The sequence below is a fragment of the Acinetobacter sp. X9 genome, from assembly GCF_054889255.1.
In genome coordinates this window covers 3,301,243-3,321,472 of the sequence record NZ_CM142679.1, presented here as the reverse complement: position 1 = coordinate 3,321,472, position 20,230 = coordinate 3,301,243, and the positions used below count along the sequence as shown (strand labels likewise).

The following is a 20,230-nucleotide window of genomic DNA, read 5'->3' as shown; positions in this document are numbered from 1 at the left end:
AATATATCTCCTGTATTGTTTCTAATGCTCATGCCATGAGATATGGCTGGTCTTGAATTAAGGTTATTGTATGAAACCCGTTATTGCGCTCATTGGTCGTCCGAATGTCGGAAAATCAACGTTATTTAACCAGATTACCAAGAGTCGTGATGCACTTGTAGCCGACTTCGCGGGTCTGACTCGTGACCGTAAATATGGTGATGCGACTTATCAAAATAAGTCTTTCATTGTTGTTGATACTGGTGGTATCGGTGAGAGTGAAGGCGGTATCGATAACTACATGGCCGAGCAGTCAAAAACAGCGATCAACGAAGCAGATATTATTATTTTTGTGGTTGACGCTCGTGCGGGATTGTTAGCTTCTGATGAGCAAATTGCTCGTGAACTACGTACTTTAGGTAAGAAAATTTATCTTGTTGCGAACAAGGTAGATGGTGTTCATGCCGAAGCAGCTTTGGTTGAGTTCTACAAACTTGGTATGGGTGAACCATTACAAGTTGCCGCTAGCCATGGTCGTGGCGTACAGCAAATGCTGGAAGATGTACTTGCGGAAGTTCCAGAAGATGAAAACCCTGAAGAACATGACAAAGATACTGGCTTACGTTTAGCAATTATTGGTCGTCCTAACGTTGGTAAGTCAACACTGGTAAACCGTTTGCTTGGTGAAGACCGTGTAGTGGCATTTGACCAACCAGGTACAACGCGTGACTCGATTTACATTCCTTTTGAGCGTGAAGGCCGTAAATACACCTTGATTGATACAGCAGGTGTGCGTCGTAAAGGTAAGGTTGATGAAATGATTGAGAAGTTCTCAATTGTTAAAACTTTGCAAGCAATGAAAGATGCACATGTTGTCGTAGTTGTAGTTGATGCGCGTGAAGGTATTGTTGAGCAAGACTTGCATTTAATTGGCTATGCGCTTGAAGCTGGTCGTGCCATGGTTATTGCCATCAACAAATGGGATAACATGTCTGAATATGACCGCAAGCAATGTAAGCTTGATGTTGAACGTCGTTTTGACTTTATTCCATGGGCAAAAATCCATTTAATTTCTGCTTTACATGGAACTGGGGTAGGTGATTTATATCCTTCTATCCACCGTGCTTATGAGTCTGCAAACTTAAAAGTATCACCAGCTAAATTGACTCAAATTTTGAGTGATGCGACAGAAGCTCATCAACCACCAATGATTAGCGGTCGTCGTATTAAAATGCGTTATGCACATATGGGTGGTCAGAATCCACCGACTATTGTGATCCATGGTAATAAGGTTGATAAGACACCTGCCGATTATCGTCGTTATTTAGAAAACGTGTTCCGTAAAGTATATAAACTTGAAGGTACACCAGTTCGTATTGACTTTAAAACTTCTGAAAACCCGTTTGAAGGTCGTAAGAGTCAGGTTGATGAACGTACTGCTGCACGTCGCCGTCGTTATATTCAGAAATTTAAGAAAGCAGAGAAAAAATTTAACCGTTAAGTTTTTTACTGTTCAAAAACCCAAAGTTTTCTTTGGGTTTTTTTTGCAAATAAATGAGCTACTCCGAAGAGTTGTGAAAAAGTGTGAGTGATAAACGTAATTTTTTGTAAATTTTATAACGAATGCTATAATCAGCATCTTTATAAAATAATTTATATTTCGACAGAATAACGCGGCTTAGGGTTCATTTTTTAGCATGGTAACATTACATCTTGCTCAGCTTATATTTACACATGCTCAGCCTTCCTATGCGGCTCTCGACTGCATCCCAGCTATGCAGCGTAGACGTTTATCACCATTGGCTAAACTTGCTTTAAATAGTGCGCTTGGCGCATTAAATGGTAGTAAAGTCGATTATATAGTTTGGGTATCACGATATGGTGACGAGTCTAAAACGTTGAATATCTTGCAAGACGTTTTAAGTGAGCAAACACCATCACCTACACAATTCTCAACGTCTGTTCATAATGCAATTTCTGGGCTTTATTCTATTTTGTGTCAGGATGACACGCCCTCTACCAGCTTAAGCTGTTCATGGACTGAAAGTTTGATTGAGGCCTACGCTCTTTTAAAGTCAATGAAAGATATCCAGCGAGTATTAGTCGTTGCCTATGATGAACCCTTACCCAAAATTTATGCTGAGGCAGTCGATTTCCCTGCCTATGCGATGGCTGCTGTCATTACTTTAGAGCAACCTAATTTACAAATTACTGCGTGGACGCATACAGATGAAGCAGATGCTCCTGCTTTTGCTCATTTTTGGCAGGATGCTGACCAGTTAATATCTGCATTTGGGTGGAACAAATGCTAAATCTTAAAAATCTGAAACAAAAGGGTAATTATTGTTGGCGTGTAGCTGCAACTGGTTTTAGTTTTGCCAGTTTCGGGCTGGGCGGTATGGCAATTGCCACCGTCATTGCACCTGTGCTGAATGCCACGACCTCTGATTCTGAAAAGCGACAGCAACGTGCGCAAAATGTGATTAAACATAGTTTCAAAGGCTTTACCGACATGATGGTCAAACTTGGCATCATGACTTATTCGGTAGAGGGGCTGGAAAAACTACAAAATAGTCGCCAAGAGCTGGTAATTGCCAATCATCCGACTTTGATTGATGTTGTAGTACTAATTGGTATGATGCAGCAGGCTAATTGTGTCGTGAAGCAGTCTCTTTGGTCGAACCCATTTACCAAAGGACCCGTACAAAGCGCAGGTTATATTTTAAATGCAGGTTCTCAGCAGTTTGTTGAAGACTGTGTAAAGCGTCTAAAAGAAAATAATGCGGCTTCTCTTTTAATTTTTCCCGAAGGAACACGCACTGAAAAAGGGATGGCCCTAAACGAGTTCCAGCGAGGCGCAGCCAATATTGCCATTCGTGCAAATGTACCAATTCGCCCAGTAATTATTACCTGCACACCATCAACATTAACCAAGAATGAAAAATGGTATCACGTACCATCTCAACCATTTCATATCGAGGTCAAGGTATTAGATGCTGTGCAAGTATCAGATCTGTTAGATGATTTAACAGTAGGACCTAAACAAGTTCGTCAGTTAAGTCGTAGTTTTTATAAAATTTTTGATGAAGAGTTATCTTGAAATGAGCAATCTTGCTGATGAACTAAAGCAAATGATTATTGATGTTCTAGCACTAGAAGATATTACTATTGCCGATATTGATACAGAAGCTCCATTATTTGGAGAAGGTTTAGGATTAGACTCGATTGATGCACTTGAGTTGGGACTGGCTTTGAAAAAGCGTTACAACATTCATTTAAATGCAGAATCGGATGAAACCAAACAGCATTTTAAGTCAATCCAGAGCTTGGTTGCTTTAGTTGAAGCACAACAGAAGTCATAAGGAGCGTGATGATGTTATCTCAAGAGCAAGTACTAACTAAACTCCGCGAATGGATGGAAGATTTGTTTGAGATTGAACCAGAGACTGTTCAACTCGATTCGAACCTTTATTCTGATCTTGATGTGGACAGTATTGATGCGGTTGATTTAGTTGTAAAAATTAAAGAGTTAACAGGCAAGCAAGTAAAACCTGAAGACTTTAAAAATGTGAGAACCGTACTTGATGTGGTGACGGTTATTCAGAATATGACTGCTGAATGAAGTTTATTCTTAAAGGGATAATGACGGCACTTTTTGTGCTGTATCCCTTTATTGTGGGCTGGAGTTTGAGTCACGGCCAATTTGTCTGGGTGAGTGCTTTACTCATCGGGTTAGGTGTGATCAGACTTTTTAGCAAAGGCAACTCGTTATTATGGCCATTAACGGGTTTTGCCATCGTTTGCGGTAGCCTGAGTTTATTGTCACATGACCATGCTTGGCTAAAGCTATATCCAGTGGGTATGAGTTTAGGTGCATTAATTATTTTTGCGCTGACGCTCATTAAGCCGCCGTCTATGATTGAGCGCTTTGCCCGACTCGTTGAACCTGATTTACCTGCTTCTGGCGTACAGTGGACCAGACAGGTCACCAAAGTTTGGTGTGTTTTCTTTTTTTGTAATGCATTGATTGCTTTAAGCACTGTGCTTTTTACCTCAACTCAGGTTTGGGTCATTTATAATGGCTTTATTTCTTATGTGCTGATGGGCATTTTGTTCCTTGGTGAATTTATTTTGCGTAAGCGACATCAGCGTTTACATTCTTCAAATCATTAATTAAAAACTATGTATTGCCATTTTCAGAAATTCATCGATTCAGCTCAGCCACTTTGTATAGACGGTACTCTAAACTCGACCAGTTTTAATCAATTTTGGCAAGATGTGGCGGTACAAGCTGCTGCAATTGCTCAAATGGAAAATCTAACTTGGGCTTTATGGGAAGCAGATAGTTATGAATTTCTGGTTTTATTCTTTGCTGCTTTGTTAGCGAAAAAACAAATACTTTTGCCACCCAATCGAGTGCGTGAATTAGAACAGGATTTTGCAGCCCAACAGATTTATTTTTTAAAGCGTCAAGAAATTGGAGAAGTTGTTCCTTTATCTTTAACCTTAGATGATACTTTTTTAGAGCAGGCTCAACTCTATTTTTATACGTCGGGTTCAACTGGGGAACCTAAAAAAATTCCAAGAACACTTAGACAATTACTTAACGAAGTCCAAGGGTTGAGTCAGAGTTTTAGCTTTGATGAACATGCAACTGCGATTGCAACAGTTAGTCATCAACATATTTATGGATTACTGTTTAAATTATTACTACCACTTGCTACAGGTCGAAGTTTTTATAATCCTCAAATGGCATTCCCTGAAGATGTGGTACAAGCCCAAAAACAATTAGAAACAATGGGGTTAAGCAATTATTTGATCTCAAGTCCTGCTTTATTAAAACGCTGGACAACCGATGTTGTTTTACAACACTGCCAGATGGTCTTTAGTTCCGGGGGCAAACTAGAAAGTGGTGTTCGCCCTTTACTAAATCGTCCGATTATTGAAGTTTTGGGAAGTTCGGAAACTGGCGGGATTGCCCATCGCGCTAAAGATGAAGATGCTTGGACTTCATTTAGTAATGTGGCTATTCGTATTGAAGACCAACAGCTTATGGTCAAGAGTAATCATGCCTTCGAGAATGATTGGATTACCACAGGTGATGGTGCGGCATGGACAGATGCAACATGTCAGCTCTTTAAGCTGCTGGGGCGTACAGATCGAATTGTAAAACTTGAAGAAAAGCGTTTAAGTCTAGATGCGATCGAGCAAAGCATCCAAGCTTTAGATGTCGTAAAGCAATGCCATGTATTGGTATTTGAACATGAGCAACGCCAAATGTTGGGTTGTATTGTCGTTCTAACAGAACAAGCTCGTGAACAGTTACAGCAACAGGGTAAATCAGCTTTTGTTAACCATTTAAAACAACAGTTGAAAGACGGCTTGGAAACGATTGCGATTCCACGTCAGTGGCGGTTCTTAAGTCAGTTACCACAAAATACTCAGTCCAAACTCAATAAAAACTATTTGAAAACTCTATTTAAGCCTATGTTGCAACCCGTGGTGCTGTCACAGTCTCAAAATTCAGATGACTACATTTGGGAATTAGAATTTCCACCTGAGTTGGCTTGTTTTAAAGGGCATTTCCCAACACAACCCATTTATCCTGGGGTTGGGCAAATAGGCTTTTTACAACAATTTGCTAAATCAATTTGGTCTGATTTGAACTGGTGTCAGGGATATGAGCAGTTAAAATTCCAAAACCTGATTCGTCCTTATGCTGTAGTACAACTCAAGTTTTCACGAAAAGATCACAAAGTGAGTTTTGAACTACACGATTCAGAACAAATTCTGGCTTCAGGGCGATTATTATTTGCTTTGCAAACGGAAGTAGAGGGTTAAAATGCAGACCAATTACGGCTTTGTTGTTCCGGTTTATAACCATCCACATTATTTAGCAGATTTAATTTCTTATCTGGACAGTTTCCATCTACCGATTGTTTTGGTCAATGATGGAAGTGATGATGCTTGTAGCCAAATTTTAAAAGGATTGGCAGAGCAATATTCTCAAATTCATCTTATTGAACATGATGTGAATAGGGGTAAGGGACAAGCCGTAATGACTGGTTTGCGTGCAGCCTATGAGCTTGGTTTAAGCCATGCATTACAACTCGATGCCGATGGTCAACACTGCTGGGATGACATTCCAAAATTTATTGAGCAGTCTCACCAGCATCCCGATGCAATGGTGATTGGTCAGCCATACTTTGATGCCTCTATTCCTAAAAAACGCTTATATGGCCGTTACATTACTCATTTTTGGGTGTGGTTAAATAGCTTATCTTTTGAAATTAAAGATAGCATGTGCGGGTTTCGCGTATATCCGCTCGAGAGCACAATCAAGGTATTGAATAGTGCTAAATTTCAGCCACGTATGGGCTTTGATAGTGAAATTTTAGTACGTTTAAAATGGGAAAATACCCCTTTTATTAATGTACCAACGCCTGTGGTTTATCCAGAGCAGGGTATTTCTCATTTTCATGCTTGGCGAGATAACTTAGGGCTAAGCAAAGCGCATGCAACCTTGTTTATGGGCATGCTGATTCGCTTACCGAAGCTATTAAAACAAAAGCTGCAAGGTTGATTATGACAGATTCAGCTTCACCAAAATGGAACGACATTAAAGAGCGAGGTGGCATGTTGCCCCTTATGCTGATGTTGTGGTTTTACCGTTTTGGTGGACGTTGGTTATGCAAGTTGGTGATGTATTTTGTCATTATGTGGTATTGGTTATTTGCAGCCACAGCAAGACAGGCTTCTTTACTCTATTTACAAAAACTGCATCATTTTGCTGGATCACAGTCGCCGTTTAACCACCAACCAAATTGGACAAATAGCTACGCGCATTTCATGCAATTTGGTGAATGTATTTTAGATAAGATTGAGGGCTGGCTAGGTAATATTCCTGAGCAGGAACTGCAAGTTTTTGGACATGAAAACTTCTCTGAGCATTATCAAAAAGGCGCTCTAATTGTTGTTTCTCACTTTGGCAATATTGAATTGCTTCGGGCAATTAAGTCAGAGCATCCACAGAAAATTAATGTGCTGGTTTATCAAAAGCACGCGACAAAATTTAATGAGTTTTTGAAAAAAATAAATGATAAGGCAGATGTTTGTCTTTTATCAGTTGATGAGCTGGGTATTGAAACTGCCATGCTATTGCAAGACAAAATGCAGCAAGGTGAATGGGTTATTGTGGCGGCAGATCGAGTGCCTGTGCAGTCAGATCGTATACAGCATGTTGATTTTTTAGGAGAGTCAGCAGCTTTCCCGCAGGGTGCATGGATTTTAGCAAATTTACTCAAAGTGCCTGTTATTGCGGTGTTTTGTTATCGAGTACAACAGCAGTTTCAAGTGCATATTCATTCAATTGCCGAGCAAATTAATTTACCGCGTGCTAACCGTATTGAAAGTATGCAAACCATCACTAAAACGTATGTTGCCGTACTAGAACAGCATTGTCTGCGTGCGCCTTATCAATGGTTTAATTTTTATAATTTTTGGACGAAATAACATGCGTGTGTTAACCGTAGGTGAACAACCACTGAGTATTGAAGATGTCGTTTCTGTAGCCAGAGGCGAATGTCAGGTTGCTTTACCTGAAACGTCTGAGTGGCGTGAACTAATTCAGAAAGGCGCTGATTTTCTAGATCAACTCCTTGAAGAAGAAGGGGTTATCTACGGTGTGACTACGGGTTATGGTGACTCATGTTTGGTTGAAGTGCCATTACATCAGGTCAATGAACTACCGCTGCATCTTTCACGTTTTCATGGTTGTGGTTTAGGTGAAAATTTAGATGTCATCACTGCACGTGCAGTAGTTGTGACACGTTTATGTTCGTTAGCTCGTGGTTATTCTGGTGTGTCGATAGCATTACTTGAGCGCTTGGTATGGTTGCTGAACGAAAATGTAATTCCTGTCATTCCCTCTGAAGGTTCAGTCGGGGCAAGCGGGGACTTAACGCCGTTGTCTTATATTGCGGGAACTTTAGTCGGCGAGCGTGATGTGTATGTTGATGGGAATATTGTTCCAGTTGCTCATGTGTATGCTGAAAAAGGATTGCAGCCTTTAACGCTCAGACCTAAAGAAGGTTTGGCGCTCATGAACGGCACAGCGGTGATGACAGCAATTGCTTGTTTGAACTTTAAAAAAGCAGAGCAGATAGCACTTGCAAGTACTCTAATTACTGCTCTAAATGTATTGGCTTTGGAAGGTAATCCTAGTCATTTTGATGAAGTCCTGTTTGCACAGAAGCCCCATCCGGGACAGCAGCAAATTGCCAAGCAATTACGTGATTGGCTGAATAGTGAAGTACAAACAGCACATCAAAGCCCACGTTTGCAAGACCGTTATTCGCTTCGTTGTGCACCACACATTATTGGTGTATTTGAAGACTCAAAAGTATGGTTGCGTCAGTTTATTGAAAATGAGCTGAATTCAAGTAACGACAATCCACTAATTGATCCTGTAGGGATGCGTGTATTACATGGCGGTCATTTTTACGGTGGGCACATTGCACAAGCAATGGATAGCTTGAAAATTATGATCGCTAATATTGCTGATTTGATGGACAGACAGATTGCACAGCTAGTCGATCATAAAATGAATCATGGTTTACCACGTAATTTAACGGGTGCAACGGCTGAACGTTTACCATTGAATCATGGTTTTAAAGCGGTACAAATTGGGGTGTCGGCGTGGACGGCTGAAGCCTTGAAAAATACTTTGGCAGCTTCAATTTTTTCACGCTCAACTGAATGTCATAACCAAGACAAAGTCAGCATGGGTACCATTGCTGCACGTGATGCGAGCCGTGTAATTACCTTAACACAGCAAGTTATTGCAGCTCTTTGCTGTGCGAGTGTGCAGGCGATTCATCTGAAAGGTTTAACTACACAGTTAAGTCCAACATTGCAGGCATTTATGCAATGGACCTTACAAAGCTTTGCATTTGTCGAAGAAGACCGACCATTACAAACCGAATTACAACAGATTGTTGATCGTTTAGACCAACTTGAATTGTTTAATCAACCAGAATTTATGGGATAAGGTGAGCCAATGCATGCAGATGTAATCATTGAAATTCCATTTCATGATGTCGATACCATGAATGTGGTTTGGCATGGACACTATTTAAAATATTTTGAGATTGCGCGCTGTAAATTGCTCGATCAATTTCATTACAACTATATGCAGATGAAAGAATCTGGCTATGCATGGCCTGTGATTGAAAGCCATGTTCGTTATGCATACGGTATTGAGTTTGAACAAAAGATTCGGGTTCGGGCCATTTTAAAAGAATGGGAAAACCGTTTAAAAATTGATTATTTGATTTTTGATGCTGAGTCTGGGAAACGTTTAACTAAAGGTTATACCACACAGGTGGCGGTGAATATTGAAGCTCGTGAAATGTGTTTTCAATCGCCACAGGTTTTGTTTGATCGCTTGAATGCATGGTCTGAGTTTCAACCGAAGAGGAATGCGTGATGTCTCAATTCATCAAAACTTTAGGTTTAGGTACTGCTGTTTGGATGAGCAGTTTAAGTGCGGTCTATGCAGCGCCAACACAGATCACTCAAATTTTTCAGCAACTATCACAATCTCCTACGGTTCGTGCTGATTTTGAACAGCAAAAAAAATTGCCATCGTTGAATAAAACTTTTGTATCGAACGGTTCTTTGTTGTTCTCAAAATCTTATGGTGTAGCGTGGCAAATCAAACGGCCTGTGCAAGCAGATTTGATTGTTACCCCAACCAAATTGGTACAGAAAACTCAGCGTACATTTAGCCAAATACAAGTTGATCAATCGCCATATAGTTCGGTCGCGACTTTATTCTTACAGCTCATGTCTGGTAATGAACAGGCTTTGGCAAAGAATTTTAATGTGGTAAGTGCGAATTATAGTCCAGCGGGTTGGAGTATGAGCTTAACTCCGAAAAGTAGCTTGTTTAAAAAGTTATTTGTGCGTGTTGATGCTCAAGGTCAACAGTACGTTAACCAAATCGTGATTACCGAGAAAGCGAATAATTTAACGACCATTCGCTTTAGTCACCAGACTTCTCAACCGACGACTCTAACGGCTGCTGAGCATGCGATTTTCCAACTGGCAAAATAAGTTCACCGCGCTTTGGTTAATTGCTCTGCTACTGATCGCGGTGGGGCTTGGCGTGACGTGGCTGAATAAAGATATTCATATCCAAACCAATATTTTTGCGTTATTGCCTAAAGTTCAGCAAGACCCAGAACTTGCACGTACTCAGCAGTACATGAATGAGCAACTCAACAATAAAGTATTTGTGGTGGTAGATGCCAAAGATGAAGCTGCGATACAACAAGCGACTCATTTCTTAACAGCGCAGGCCAAGCAAAGCCAGTTGTGGCAACCGCTGAAGCCACAACTTGATTTTGATCAATTTGCAAAACAGTTGTATCAACATCGAGCAGGATTGTTGAGTGCTCAAGATCAAGCCTTATTGCAAAAAAAGGATTATGCTGCGCTGACTGAACAAAGTCTGATGCAGATGATGAGTCCAGGTATGCCTGTCACTGCTGAGTCACTTAAGCAAGATCCGCTATTATTGTTCCCTCGTTATGCCATGCAGTTGGCAACCCCGTCACAGCAAGATATTGAAATGGAGCAGGGCTTTGCCACAATTCATCATGAGCAAGGCATTTCTCGGCTTTTCGTATTACAGCTAACGCAAAGTCCATACAATATTGATTATCAAGAACAGACCTCTACTTGGATTGAACAAACTAAGCAAAAACTAGCGGCAATGGGATTAAAATCTCATTGGACTGGAACTATTTTATTTTCAAATTTTGGGACCCAATCGGCTAAACAGGAAATCTCAACCATTGGTGTTGGCTCAACATTAGGCTTAATCTTTCTGGTTTGGTTTGGCTTTCGCTCACTGCGGCCTTTGGCGACCGAATTTATTGCCGTTTCGACTGGAAGCTTTGTGGCGTTTGCGGTCACACATTGGATGTTTGGTGAAATTCACCTGATGACGTTAGTCTTTGGTGCGAGTCTGATAGGTGTCTGTGTTGATTTTTCATTTTATTTTATGGCAATGCAATCGCAGCATAGAAAGCTTGGTGGTTTTCAAATTTTAAAACCTCTATTACCAAGTTTGTTTATGGGCTTAATGACCACATTAGTTGCATACATCTTTTTGAGTTTTACTCCATTTCCTGGGTTCAAGCAGATTGCGGTCTTTTCAATTGTAGGATTAACTGCGGCGTGGATCAGTAGTGTACTGCTATTACCAAGATTACCTGCGCTCAATGCTCAGCCTGCTATACAAGCACTATCGTGGATTGGACAAGCACGGTTATGGTTTCAACAGTGTGCCAAAGTTCGTTATGGCTTGATTGCAGTCATTTTAGCAGTAGGTACTTCGAGTCTTTTCTATCTTAAAAGTAACGATGATATTCGTAACTTACAAGGTATGGACGCGAGCTTAAAACAGCAGGACCAAGCTGTTCGTAAGCAATTTGGCCAGCAGCAAAGTAGTGATTATTTTGTGGTGCGTGCAGCATCTGCAAATGAAATGCAGCAACAAGAGCAGCAACTGATAGGGCAATTACAACAGTTGCAAAAAAACGGAAAAATCAGTGCATTTCAAGCTTTAGGTCAATGGATTCCACCATTGGCAGAGCAGCAAAATAATCTACAACTATTAAGAAATATTCCAAAAGCGACTTTGCAGCAATATGCACAAAGTATGGGCCTAAATGTCACTGATGTTTTACAGTGGCAACAGCAACTAGCGGCACAACCGTTATTAGATTTTTCAGTATTTAAAGATCACCCTTTAGCTTTTTTACAACCTCAAGCCAATGAGCGATTAGTCATGGTGACAGGGGCAAAACAGCCTGAAGTGTTAAAGCAGCTTCAGAATGAACATATACATTTCCAACAACCGATTACCGAAATGTCGCAAATGTTTGCTGAACATCGAGTGCAGGCTCAACATCTTCTGATTTATGCCTTAATTGGCCTGGCAGTTGGTTTGGCGCTTATTTATGGACTAAGTTCGATTGTGCCTTTGGTCCTGCCAGTCAGCTTGGCTTTACTAAGCACTTTTGCTGTTCAGGCATGGTTAGGTGTCGAAATTAACCTGTTTAGTATTATGGCGACTTTTCTGATTATCGGGATTGGCGTCGACTATGCAATATTTTATCGACATGGACATGATCACCCACAAGTAGTTGGAATGGCTTTATTTTTATGTATGATGTCGACCTTACTCGGCTTTGGATTACTTTCATTTAGCCATACTTACGCAATTCATTGTTTTGGTTTAACGGTTTTATTCGGGGTTATTTTCTCGTTTATCTATGCGACTTTGTTAACGCCCGCAGATGAAAAACATATCGTGAATTTACAAGACCATTCATAATTTGAATAAATTAAAAAGGAAGTTGTGCTATGAGCACTATAGAAAAAATTGACGTCGTGATTATTGGGGCTGGGCCATCAGGTAGTTCTGCTGCTGCACTTCTTCGAAAAAAGGGCTATACCGTTACGGTCATTGAAAAACAGCATTTCCCTCGTTTTTCGATTGGTGAGTCATTGTTACCGCAGTCTATGGCGTTTTTAGAAGAGGCTGGTTTATTAGAAACAGTCCGTGAGCATGTTGAGCAATATGCTTTTCAATTTAAAAATGGGGCAGCTTTTCTACGTGGCAAACAGCGTAGTTTTTATGACTTTACAGAAAAATTTACGGATGGTCCGGGAACAACTTGGCAAGTTCGCCGTGCAGATTTTGACAATTTGCTAGCAAAGCAGGCTCAAGTTTATGGCGCAGATATACGCTTTGGACATGAAGTCTTAGATGTTGATGTTGCATCTGAACAGCCTGTACTTACAGTAATCGATGAAGAACAACAGCGTTATCAGATTCAAACTAAATTTTTGTTAGATGCGAGCGGCTTTGGTCGGATTCTGCCAAAATTATTAGATTTAGAGAGCCCATCAAATTTTCCGGTACGACGTGCGCTGTTTACCCATATTGAAGACGGAATTACAGATGACCCAGAGTTTGATCGTAATAAAATTTTAATTACTGTCCATGAAAAAGATCACCGTGCATGGTATTGGCTGATTCCATTTGCAGATGGACGAGCTTCTTTCGGTGTGGTGGCAGAACAAGACTTTTTTGATAAATACACGGTCAAAAATACTGAAGATAATGAACCTGAGGCAATGTTTAAGCGCATTTTGGCTGATGAAGCAAGCTTGTCACATGTCTTGCGCCGTGCAAAGTTTGATACACCAGTGCGGACCTTGGTGGGCTACTCAGCGAATGTAAAACATTTGGCAGACCGCAATTATGCGCTATTAGGTAATGCGGGTGAGTTTCTTGATCCAGTCTTTTCATCAGGTGTAACGATTGCTCTTAAATCTTCCAGTTTGGCTGTTCCTTTGGTTGAACGAGTTTTGCAAGGTCAGCAAGTCGACTGGTTAGAAGAATATGAAAAACCATTACGCCGTGGTATTCAGGTGTTTCGTGCCTATGTTGAATCATGGTACGAAGGTGAGTTCCAAGATGTGGTGTTTTCGCAAAATCAGAATGAAGGCATTCGCCGTATGATTTCTTCATTATTGGCTGGTTACGCGTGGGATGAACAAAACCCGATCCATAAAAATGCCAAGCGTAGACTTACCACTTTGGCAGAATATTGTCGTGAAGGCTTGGCGCAAGAACAGGTACTTGAGGGATAACCATGCAACGCAAATGGGCAACGATATTACTCAGTAGCTTTATATTTTTAAATGGTTGTCAGATCATGCCACATGCCAAAGGGCTGCAAAGTCCACTGTGGCAGGCTCAGACTTATCAAAGGCAAGATCAGGTTGAGGTTCAGTGGAAGCAGCAAAGTTTTAGCTTCTTGCTATATCAACAGCAAAAGGGCGCTGTACTAGATATGGTTGCTTTGAGCCTAACAGGTCAACAATTATTTAAGTTACAGTTTGATGGGCATCGAGTTCATGTTGAGCAGCGTATTGATCAAATGCGTTTATTGCCTTTTGAGTTTGTGGTACGTGATCTTTTGTTTGCGACATATCCTCAATTTTCACAGTTAGGGCAGCAAGCCGTAGAGATGAAACAACAAGCTGGCATGCGGGTTATTTATATCGAAAAGCAGCCTGTGTTAAAACTTAAACAGGGACAAGGAAGCATTGAATTGATTAATGAACAAGTCCCTTATACCATGACGCTGAGTTCGATTGAGAACACCTTGCAGACAGAAGAAAGCCCTACGCCATGAAACATTTACCTTCAGCAAATGCAGCTCCAATGGCAGTAGGCATACAATTTAGTGTTGGTTTATCTGCATTAGGCAGCGAACTTAATCAAATTAAACAGGCATTACAACAGCCGCAGCAAACCTTGAGTTTGCGAGATGATTTAATCGCTGATCGTGATGTTTGGGTGGGACAATATACGCATCCATTATGTTCGAGCGTACCTGATACTTTACAGTCTGTAGATTCACGTAATCTACGCTTTGCATTAACCGCATTATCTGAAATTGAAACAGAGTTAAAAGCCTATACGGCATCCTTTGAAAATAAACGTTTGGCGATTGTGGTGGGCACATCGACTTCTGGTATTGCAGATAATGAACTCTTACTTAAGCAATATTTTCAAGGGCAAACAGATCTATCGATATCACACTATCCCCAAGAAATGAGCTGTTTAGCGAAAGCATTACAGCAGTACTTAGGATGGGAAGGGCCAGCATATACGATTTCAACAGCTTGTTCTTCAAGCGCTAAAGCATTAGCCGCAGGGCAGAGATTACTTCACGCAGATTTAGCCGATGTTGTGTTAGTCGGTGGCGTCGATACCTTGTGTAAGTTGACTCTAAATGGGTTTAATAGCCTAGAAAGTTTATCTGAACATATTTGCCAACCCTGCGGTCTAAACCGTGATGGTATTAATATTGGTGAAGCCGCTGCGTTTTTTGTACTAAGTAAAGAACAAGCACCTGTCATGTTAATGGGGGCGGGTGAGTCCATGGATGCATGGCACATTTCAGCCCCGCACCCTGAAGGTAAAGGTGCCGCTTTAGCTATGCAACGTGCATTAGATATGGCACATATTTCCGCTCAAGAGGTGGGTTATATCAATTTGCATGGAACAGCAACTCCACAAAATGATGCAATGGAAATTAAGGCTGTAAGACAAGTTTTTGGGAATTACCAAGTTGCTTTAAGTAGTACAAAACATAAAACGGGACATTGTCTCGGTGCAGCGGGTGCCATAGAAGCTTTTGTTTGTGAGCAAGTTTTAAAAGATCAAAGTTGGTTGCCTTTACATCAAAGTGTTGAGATTGATCCAGATTTGGCTGACCAAAACTATGTGCAAAATGCCGAACTAAAACAGCCCATCCGCTATATCATGAGTAATTCTTTCGCTTTTGGGGGAAGTAATATTAGTCTTGTTTTTGGAGTGAAGCCCTAGTGAAACTAGATGCAATTCAATATATTCCTCATGAGCAACCGATGGTATTTATTGACCATTTAACCGAGGTTGCGGAAGGGCGAGCGCAAGCAGAACTCACGATTACGCCAGAGCTGATGTTTTGTGAAGCAGAAGGATTGCCGACATGGGCAAGTATTGAAATTATGGCACAAACAATTAGTGCTTATTCAGGCTGGCAAGGTAAGCAGTCAAAACAAGCACCAAAAGTCGGTTTTTTATTGGGAACGCGTAAGTTAAATTTACCGATCCCTTATTTCGCCTTGGGTTCTCGATTGATCATTCAAATAGAGCAACAATATTTTCATGAAGGCCTTGGGCAATTTTCCTGTGAAATTCAATATGCTGAGCACTGCATTCAGGCAACGTTAAGTGTATTTGAGCCAACAGAATCACCATTTGAATAACCACAAAGAATTAGGAATACATTGTGACAAGACGAATTTTAGTAACGGGTTCAAGTCGAGGAATTGGGAAAGCGATTGCATTACAGCTGGCAAAGGCTGGTTTTGATGTAACTGTACATGCACGTTCTCGTCAGGCAGAGGCTGAGCAAGTCGTACAAGAGATTCAAGCCTTAGGTCAAAATAGCCATTATTTAATGTTTGATGTAAATGAGCGCCAGACGGTTCAACAAATTCTAGAACAAGACGTAGAGCAGCATGGCGCTTTTTATGGGGTTGTATTAAATGCAGGTCTTACTCATGATGGTGCTTTTCCTGCGTTAACAGATCAAGATTGGGATGAAGTAATTTCGACTTCCTTAGACGGTTTCTATAATGTTTTAAAACCACTTATCATGCCAATGATTCACTTACGCAAAGGTGGCCGTATTGTCACTTTATCTTCTGTGTCTGGAATTATGGGTAATCGTGGACAGGTCAACTACAGTGCTGCAAAAGCAGGTCTAATTGGTGCGACCAAGGCTTTGGCACTCGAATTGGCGAAGCGAAAAATTACTGTGAACTGTGTAGCCCCTGGACTGATTGAAACCGAAATGGTGACAGATGAAGTCAAAGAAAATGCGCTTAAAATGATTCCGTTGCAACGCATGGGACAGGTTGATGAAGTGGCGAGCGTAGTGAAATTCTTGTGCTCAGATGAAGCCTCGTATGTAACCCGACAGGTGATCTCTGTAAATGGAGGACTCATCTGATGAAACGTGTAGTTGTGACAGGAATGGCAGGCATTACCTCTTTAGGTGAAACTGCCGATGACATCTTTGCGCGATTTGAAGCTGCTAAAAGCGGTATTCGCTACATGCCGGAGTGGGAGCAATATGTTGACCTTCGGACCAAGCTTGCTGGGCCTGTTGAAACATTTCATGTTCCAAAACATTTTAACCGTAAGGTTACCCGTGGGATGGGGCGTGTAGCGCTCATGTCTGTGGTTTGTGCCGAAACTGCTTTACAAAATGCTGGGTTGCTTGGGCATGAAATTTTATCTAGTGGCGAAGCGGGTGTTGCCTTTGGTTCTTCTGCGGGTAGCGTAGACGCCGTGGGTGAGTTTGCAAGTATGTTGCTTCACCAGAGCATGAGTAAGATTAATGCCACCACTTATATTCGCATGATGGCCCACACCAGTGCAGTGAACATGACCGTATATTTTGGCCTAAAAGGATTAACTTTACCTACCTCAAGTGCATGTACCTCTGGTTCCATGGCAATTGGGCAAGCGTATGAAGCAATCAAATATGGCAAACAACAGGTCATGATTGCGGGTGGTGCAGAGGAACTCAGTGCGGCAGGTGCGGCAGTTTTTGATGTATTGTTCGCGACCAGTGGAATGAATGATCAACCTGAAAAAACACCACGTCCTTTTGATGCTAAACGAGATGGATTGGTGATTGGTGAAGGGGCAGGGTGTTTAATTCTCGAAGAATATGAACATGCCAAAGCCCGAGGTGCTCATATTTATGCAGAAGTGATTGGTTATGGTAGCAATACCGATGGTCAACATGTCACTCGTCCTGAGTCAGAAATGATGGGGCGTTGTATGGAGTTAGCGCTTAAAGATGCATCTGTAGAGGCTAAAGACATTGCTTATGTGAATGCGCATGGTACCTCAACTGATCAGGGCGATGTGGCAGAGAGCCAAGCCACTGCAAAAGTTTTAGGCTATAAACCAATCAGCTCTTTAAAGAGTTATTTTGGACATACGCTGGGGGCGTGTGGGGCTATTGAAGCTTGGTTAAGCATCGAAATGATGAATCGTGGCCGTTTTATTCCAACTTTAAATCTAGATGAAATCGACCCGCTATGTGGTGAACTAGATTATATCGTTCAGCAGCCGAGAAATTTGGATGCTGACATTATTATGAGCAATAACTTTGCTTTTGGCGGAATTAATACTTCGCTTATTTTTAAACGTGTTAAACAATAAGGAACACAACAATGTTAAATAAAAAACTTTTATTTGTAGCAATGCTAAGTGCGGGTTTTACTGCCACTGTTCAGGCTGGAGATGAAGTACATCAGTTAAATTTTAAAGAAGCTGTAGACCGTGCAGTTGCCGATGGGACTCTGGATGGTTCTGTAAAGTTTTATTTAAAGGGTACAAAGTCTGGTGGTAAAGTTATTCAAAAAGATGCTGTGACCAATAAAAAGACCAATGGTTTTGGTAAGTCGGCAGCAACGTCTTGTGACTGGGTTTTACGTTCAGCACTGATCCAAATGCAAAACAATGCTAAAGCACAAGGGGCAAACGCCGTTACCAATATTGTGAGCTATTTTAAAGCCAATGAAACAACGAGTACGACAACTTACGATTGCTATAAAGGCACCATGATGGCGGGTGTTGCTTTAAAAGGCGATGTCGTTAAATTCTAATAATTTTAAGTAAGGTTGAGATAATGTCTAAGCGCAAAATTGAAGTCTATACACAGGCATTATCTCAGCTTCTTTTAAAGTCTAAACAAGATTTTCCAGACTTCCGTTCATTTAATCATTATAAAAAACAACAAATACAGAGTGTCAGAAATCGACTGATTGCAGAGAAACTACAATTCAATTCAATGGAATTGGAGTTTGCCAAGCATGAACATGGCAAACCTTATTTATTGAATCACACTTTGCATTTTAATCATTCACATAGTCAACAATTCTACGCTTTAGCCATGAGTGAACGGGTTAAAGATATTGGCATAGATGTTGAGGAACTAGATCGAAATGTACGCTTAGACGCTTTAGCAAAACATGCCTTTCATCCCGATGAATATGAAACATGGCTAAGCTTAGAACAAAATAGAGAATATTGGTTCAAAGTCTGGACGACAAAAGAAGCCGTTTTAAAAGCTTCAGGATTAGGTATACGTTTAGATTTAAATACACTAAATACTCAGGCACATCCTACCGATCATGGTGGGGTCTGTTCTCACCCACTTAATGGGACATTTGCCTACCAAAACTTTGTGTTCGGTAATATGATCTTAACAGTCGCATGGCGTTCAGAGTTATCTTGCCGTGGTTTTCAGTTTCCGTCTATTCAGCTTCACTCACTTGATCTTTAATAATCTAAATAGCACACATAAAAAAAACCGCGTAATACGCGGTTTTTTTATTAAAAGGAGAAGCTAAAAAATTAAGCTTGACCTTCAACAGCAGCAGCTTGAGCACGTTGCATGTTAGCTTCAAACTCGGCATCAAAGTTGATTGGAGTAAGAAGTAACTGTGGGAAGCTACCTTTAGTTACTAAATCATTTACAGCTTCACGTAAGAACGGGAACAAAATATTTGGGCAGTATGCGCCTAAAATATAAGGTAAACGCTCTTCTTCAATGTTGTCGATCAAGAAAATACCTGATTGAGTTACATCTACAATGAACGCTGTTTCGTTGTCGTTATCGGCTTGTACCACAACTTTTAAAGAAACTTCAAAGTGAGTCGGGTCAATCTTTTCTGCAGCAGAAGACAGATTGATATTAAGTTCAGGTTGCCATTGTTTTGTGAAAACCTGCGCCCCAGGAACCTCAAAAGAAATATCTTTTGTATAAATACGCTCTAAAGCTAATTGTGGTTGAACTTGTTGTTCTTCGCTCATTGTTTTTTCCTTAATATGGATGCGATGTTAAGCCAATAATTCGTCGAGTTTACCTTCACGCTCTAAAGCATAAAGTTGGTCAAAACCACCGATAAACTGATCGTTAATGAAAATTTGTGGGACAGTACGATGATTTGTGCGTTGCATTAATTCAACACGTACTTCTGGTGCTTCAACAGAAAGATTTACTTCTTTATAAGCAACACCTTTACGCTCAAGTAACTGTTTAGCACGAACACAATACGGGCATACAGAAGTTGAGTAAACAATGACATTTGCAGCCATGATAATTCTCCTTAAGCTTTTGGTTTGCTTTTAACAAGAGGTAAGCCTTGTGCTTTCCAGTTACTAATACCACCATCAAGACGATAGCTATCGTGGTGAGCAACTTTTTGCAAAGCACTTCCAGCAACTTGCCCCAAGTTGCAAATAAATACCAGTGGACGGTCACTTGCTTTTAATTCGTCAGCATGACTTGCGATTTGGCTATACGGAATATTGCGACTGCCACTAATGTGACCTTCGCGGAAATCTTTGCTATCGCGTAAGTCAATCAAAAGAGCATTTTTCGCTTTCACTAAAATACCAAGCGACTGTGGAGAAATTTTACGACCATTACGTTGACCTTCAAAAATGAAGAACAACACGATCAAGACTCCGAGCGTACCAAACAAAATGGGGTGATTCCCCATAAACTCTAACCAGCGTTCCACAAGT

24 protein-coding genes are annotated in these 20,230 nt (G+C 40.9%); 21 read left to right on the top strand and 3 right to left on the bottom strand.

All coding sequences use genetic code 11. The annotated features are described in order from the left end of the window. Nucleotides 1–70 precede the first annotated feature (70 nt). From der to ACYU0V_RS15720, 21 genes are all read left to right on the top strand, one after another. Nucleotides 71–1,480, top strand: coding sequence for a ribosome biogenesis GTPase Der (gene der, locus ACYU0V_RS15820; protein WP_005066184.1), 1,410 nt, complete (start codon nucleotides 71–73; stop codon nucleotides 1,478–1,480). A 196-nt stretch (nucleotides 1,481–1,676) separates the two neighbouring features. Continuing rightward, a complete protein-coding gene (locus tag ACYU0V_RS15815) occupies nucleotides 1,677–2,291 on the top strand; it encodes a beta-ketoacyl synthase chain length factor (protein WP_461848198.1) in 615 nt (204 codons plus the stop codon). Then, nucleotides 2,276–3,079 (top strand): lysophospholipid acyltransferase family protein, encoded by an 804-nt coding sequence (locus tag ACYU0V_RS15810; RefSeq protein ID WP_461848196.1) that lies wholly within the window; start codon nucleotides 2,276–2,278, stop codon nucleotides 3,077–3,079. The genes ACYU0V_RS15815 and ACYU0V_RS15810 overlap by 16 nt, the downstream gene beginning before the upstream one ends. A 1-nt stretch (nucleotide 3,080) precedes the next feature. Next, entirely contained in the window at nucleotides 3,081–3,341 is a 261-nt protein-coding gene (locus tag ACYU0V_RS15805) for a phosphopantetheine-binding protein (protein ID WP_000067033.1), read from the top strand. Between the two features lie 5 nt (nucleotides 3,342–3,346). Further along, on the top strand, nucleotides 3,347–3,601 hold the full coding sequence (locus ACYU0V_RS15800) for an acyl carrier protein (RefSeq protein ID WP_001987856.1): 255 nt from the start codon (nucleotides 3,347–3,349) through the stop codon (nucleotides 3,599–3,601). Further along, a complete protein-coding gene (locus ACYU0V_RS15795) occupies nucleotides 3,598–4,152 on the top strand; it encodes a COG4648 family protein (RefSeq protein ID WP_000668777.1) in 555 nt (184 codons plus the stop codon). The genes ACYU0V_RS15800 and ACYU0V_RS15795 overlap by 4 nt, the downstream gene beginning before the upstream one ends. Before the next feature lie 9 nt (nucleotides 4,153–4,161). Beyond that, complete coding sequence (locus ACYU0V_RS15790) at nucleotides 4,162–5,820, top strand: AMP-binding protein (RefSeq protein WP_461848193.1); 1,659 nt, start codon at nucleotides 4,162–4,164, stop codon at nucleotides 5,818–5,820. A 1-nt stretch (nucleotide 5,821) separates the two neighbouring features. Beyond that, the gene (locus tag ACYU0V_RS15785; protein ID WP_078220129.1) at nucleotides 5,822–6,562 is read left to right on the top strand and encodes a glycosyltransferase family 2 protein; all 741 of its coding nucleotides are present in this window, start codon (nucleotides 5,822–5,824) and stop codon (nucleotides 6,560–6,562) included. A gap of 2 nt (nucleotides 6,563–6,564) precedes the next feature. After that, the gene (locus ACYU0V_RS15780) at nucleotides 6,565–7,491 is read left to right on the top strand and encodes an LpxL/LpxP family acyltransferase (protein ID WP_461848191.1); all 927 of its coding nucleotides are present in this window, start codon (nucleotides 6,565–6,567) and stop codon (nucleotides 7,489–7,491) included. A gap of 1 nt (nucleotide 7,492) precedes the next feature. Then, on the top strand, nucleotides 7,493–9,028 hold the full coding sequence (locus tag ACYU0V_RS15775; RefSeq protein ID WP_461848190.1) for an HAL/PAL/TAL family ammonia-lyase: 1,536 nt from the start codon (nucleotides 7,493–7,495) through the stop codon (nucleotides 9,026–9,028). A 9-nt stretch (nucleotides 9,029–9,037) separates the two neighbouring features. After that, entirely contained in the window at nucleotides 9,038–9,466 is a 429-nt protein-coding gene (locus tag ACYU0V_RS15770; protein WP_000542808.1) for an acyl-CoA thioesterase, read from the top strand. Further along, the gene (locus ACYU0V_RS15765) at nucleotides 9,466–10,095 is read left to right on the top strand and encodes a LolA family protein (RefSeq protein WP_239968884.1); all 630 of its coding nucleotides are present in this window, start codon (nucleotides 9,466–9,468) and stop codon (nucleotides 10,093–10,095) included. The genes ACYU0V_RS15770 and ACYU0V_RS15765 overlap by 1 nt, the downstream gene beginning before the upstream one ends. After that, complete coding sequence (locus ACYU0V_RS15760; protein ID WP_461848186.1) at nucleotides 10,070–12,385, top strand: MMPL family transporter; 2,316 nt, start codon at nucleotides 10,070–10,072, stop codon at nucleotides 12,383–12,385. Before ACYU0V_RS15765 ends, ACYU0V_RS15760 begins: the two co-directional genes overlap by 26 nt. Nucleotides 12,386–12,414: 29 nt before the next feature. Then, nucleotides 12,415–13,710: an NAD(P)/FAD-dependent oxidoreductase gene (locus tag ACYU0V_RS15755; protein ID WP_057069993.1), complete on the top strand. Its 1,296-nt coding sequence runs from the start codon at nucleotides 12,415–12,417 to the stop codon at nucleotides 13,708–13,710. Nucleotides 13,711–13,712: 2 nt separating this feature from the next. Beyond that, nucleotides 13,713–14,258 (top strand): DUF3261 domain-containing protein, encoded by a 546-nt coding sequence (locus tag ACYU0V_RS15750; protein ID WP_461848185.1) that lies wholly within the window; start codon nucleotides 13,713–13,715, stop codon nucleotides 14,256–14,258. Beyond that, the gene (locus ACYU0V_RS15745) at nucleotides 14,255–15,457 is read left to right on the top strand and encodes a beta-ketoacyl-[acyl-carrier-protein] synthase family protein (RefSeq protein WP_461848184.1); all 1,203 of its coding nucleotides are present in this window, start codon (nucleotides 14,255–14,257) and stop codon (nucleotides 15,455–15,457) included. Before ACYU0V_RS15750 ends, ACYU0V_RS15745 begins: the two co-directional genes overlap by 4 nt. After that, a complete protein-coding gene (locus ACYU0V_RS15740; protein WP_461848182.1) occupies nucleotides 15,457–15,882 on the top strand; it encodes an ApeP family dehydratase in 426 nt (141 codons plus the stop codon). Before ACYU0V_RS15745 ends, ACYU0V_RS15740 begins: the two co-directional genes overlap by 1 nt. Nucleotides 15,883–15,905: 23 nt before the next feature. Beyond that, nucleotides 15,906–16,631 (top strand): 3-ketoacyl-ACP reductase FabG2, encoded by a 726-nt coding sequence (locus ACYU0V_RS15735; RefSeq protein WP_151283446.1) that lies wholly within the window; start codon nucleotides 15,906–15,908, stop codon nucleotides 16,629–16,631. Continuing rightward, complete coding sequence (locus tag ACYU0V_RS15730; protein ID WP_014208361.1) at nucleotides 16,631–17,857, top strand: beta-ketoacyl-ACP synthase; 1,227 nt, start codon at nucleotides 16,631–16,633, stop codon at nucleotides 17,855–17,857. Before ACYU0V_RS15735 ends, ACYU0V_RS15730 begins: the two co-directional genes overlap by 1 nt. Nucleotides 17,858–17,868: 11 nt before the next feature. Next, nucleotides 17,869–18,303 (top strand): hypothetical protein, encoded by a 435-nt coding sequence (locus ACYU0V_RS15725; protein ID WP_016144319.1) that lies wholly within the window; start codon nucleotides 17,869–17,871, stop codon nucleotides 18,301–18,303. Nucleotides 18,304–18,326: 23 nt separating this feature from the next. Beyond that, complete coding sequence (locus tag ACYU0V_RS15720) at nucleotides 18,327–18,983, top strand: 4'-phosphopantetheinyl transferase family protein (RefSeq protein ID WP_461848179.1); 657 nt, start codon at nucleotides 18,327–18,329, stop codon at nucleotides 18,981–18,983. A 71-nt stretch (nucleotides 18,984–19,054) separates the two neighbouring features. Here ACYU0V_RS15720 and secB read toward each other — a convergent pair whose 3' ends face one another. The 3 genes from secB to ACYU0V_RS15705 are packed head-to-tail and all read right to left on the bottom strand — an operon-like array spanning nucleotide 19,055 to nucleotide 20,226. Then, nucleotides 19,055–19,513 (bottom strand): protein-export chaperone SecB, encoded by a 459-nt coding sequence (gene secB / locus ACYU0V_RS15715; RefSeq protein WP_002115005.1) that lies wholly within the window; start codon nucleotides 19,511–19,513, stop codon nucleotides 19,055–19,057. Nucleotides 19,514–19,540: 27 nt separating this feature from the next. Beyond that, nucleotides 19,541–19,798, bottom strand: a complete 258-nt coding sequence (gene grxC, locus ACYU0V_RS15710) for a glutaredoxin 3 (protein ID WP_002114715.1) — start codon at nucleotides 19,796–19,798, stop codon at nucleotides 19,541–19,543. An 11-nt stretch (nucleotides 19,799–19,809) separates the two neighbouring features. Continuing rightward, nucleotides 19,810–20,226, bottom strand: a complete 417-nt coding sequence (locus tag ACYU0V_RS15705) for a rhodanese-like domain-containing protein (protein ID WP_000443006.1) — start codon at nucleotides 20,224–20,226, stop codon at nucleotides 19,810–19,812. Nucleotides 20,227–20,230: the final 4 nt, after the last annotated feature.

Bases quoted from the DNA above. Each gene is read 5' to 3' on its own strand.
- der (WP_005066184.1), top strand. From the start codon at position 71: ATGAAACCCGTTATTGCGCTCATTGGTCGTCCGAATGTCGGAAAATCA.
- ACYU0V_RS15815 (WP_461848198.1), top strand. From the start codon at position 1,677: ATGGTAACATTACATCTTGCTCAGCTTATATTTACACATGCTCAGCCT.
- ACYU0V_RS15805 (WP_000067033.1), top strand. From the start codon at position 3,081: ATGAGCAATCTTGCTGATGAACTAAAGCAAATGATTATTGATGTTCTA.
- ACYU0V_RS15795 (WP_000668777.1), top strand. From the start codon at position 3,598: ATGAAGTTTATTCTTAAAGGGATAATGACGGCACTTTTTGTGCTGTAT.
- ACYU0V_RS15790 (WP_461848193.1), top strand. From the start codon at position 4,162: ATGTATTGCCATTTTCAGAAATTCATCGATTCAGCTCAGCCACTTTGT.
- ACYU0V_RS15785 (WP_078220129.1), top strand. From the start codon at position 5,822: ATGCAGACCAATTACGGCTTTGTTGTTCCGGTTTATAACCATCCACAT.
- ACYU0V_RS15780 (WP_461848191.1), top strand. From the start codon at position 6,565: ATGACAGATTCAGCTTCACCAAAATGGAACGACATTAAAGAGCGAGGT.
- ACYU0V_RS15775 (WP_461848190.1), top strand. From the start codon at position 7,493: ATGCGTGTGTTAACCGTAGGTGAACAACCACTGAGTATTGAAGATGTC.
- ACYU0V_RS15770 (WP_000542808.1), top strand. From the start codon at position 9,038: ATGCATGCAGATGTAATCATTGAAATTCCATTTCATGATGTCGATACC.
- ACYU0V_RS15765 (WP_239968884.1), top strand. From the start codon at position 9,466: ATGTCTCAATTCATCAAAACTTTAGGTTTAGGTACTGCTGTTTGGATG.
- ACYU0V_RS15760 (WP_461848186.1), top strand. From the start codon at position 10,070: ATGCGATTTTCCAACTGGCAAAATAAGTTCACCGCGCTTTGGTTAATT.
- ACYU0V_RS15755 (WP_057069993.1), top strand. From the start codon at position 12,415: ATGAGCACTATAGAAAAAATTGACGTCGTGATTATTGGGGCTGGGCCA.
- ACYU0V_RS15750 (WP_461848185.1), top strand. From the start codon at position 13,713: ATGCAACGCAAATGGGCAACGATATTACTCAGTAGCTTTATATTTTTA.
- ACYU0V_RS15745 (WP_461848184.1), top strand. From the start codon at position 14,255: ATGAAACATTTACCTTCAGCAAATGCAGCTCCAATGGCAGTAGGCATA.
- ACYU0V_RS15730 (WP_014208361.1), top strand. From the start codon at position 16,631: ATGAAACGTGTAGTTGTGACAGGAATGGCAGGCATTACCTCTTTAGGT.
- ACYU0V_RS15725 (WP_016144319.1), top strand. From the start codon at position 17,869: ATGTTAAATAAAAAACTTTTATTTGTAGCAATGCTAAGTGCGGGTTTT.
- ACYU0V_RS15720 (WP_461848179.1), top strand. From the start codon at position 18,327: ATGTCTAAGCGCAAAATTGAAGTCTATACACAGGCATTATCTCAGCTT.
- secB (WP_002115005.1), bottom strand. From the start codon at position 19,513: ATGAGCGAAGAACAACAAGTTCAACCACAATTAGCTTTAGAGCGTATT.
- grxC (WP_002114715.1), bottom strand. From the start codon at position 19,798: ATGGCTGCAAATGTCATTGTTTACTCAACTTCTGTATGCCCGTATTGT.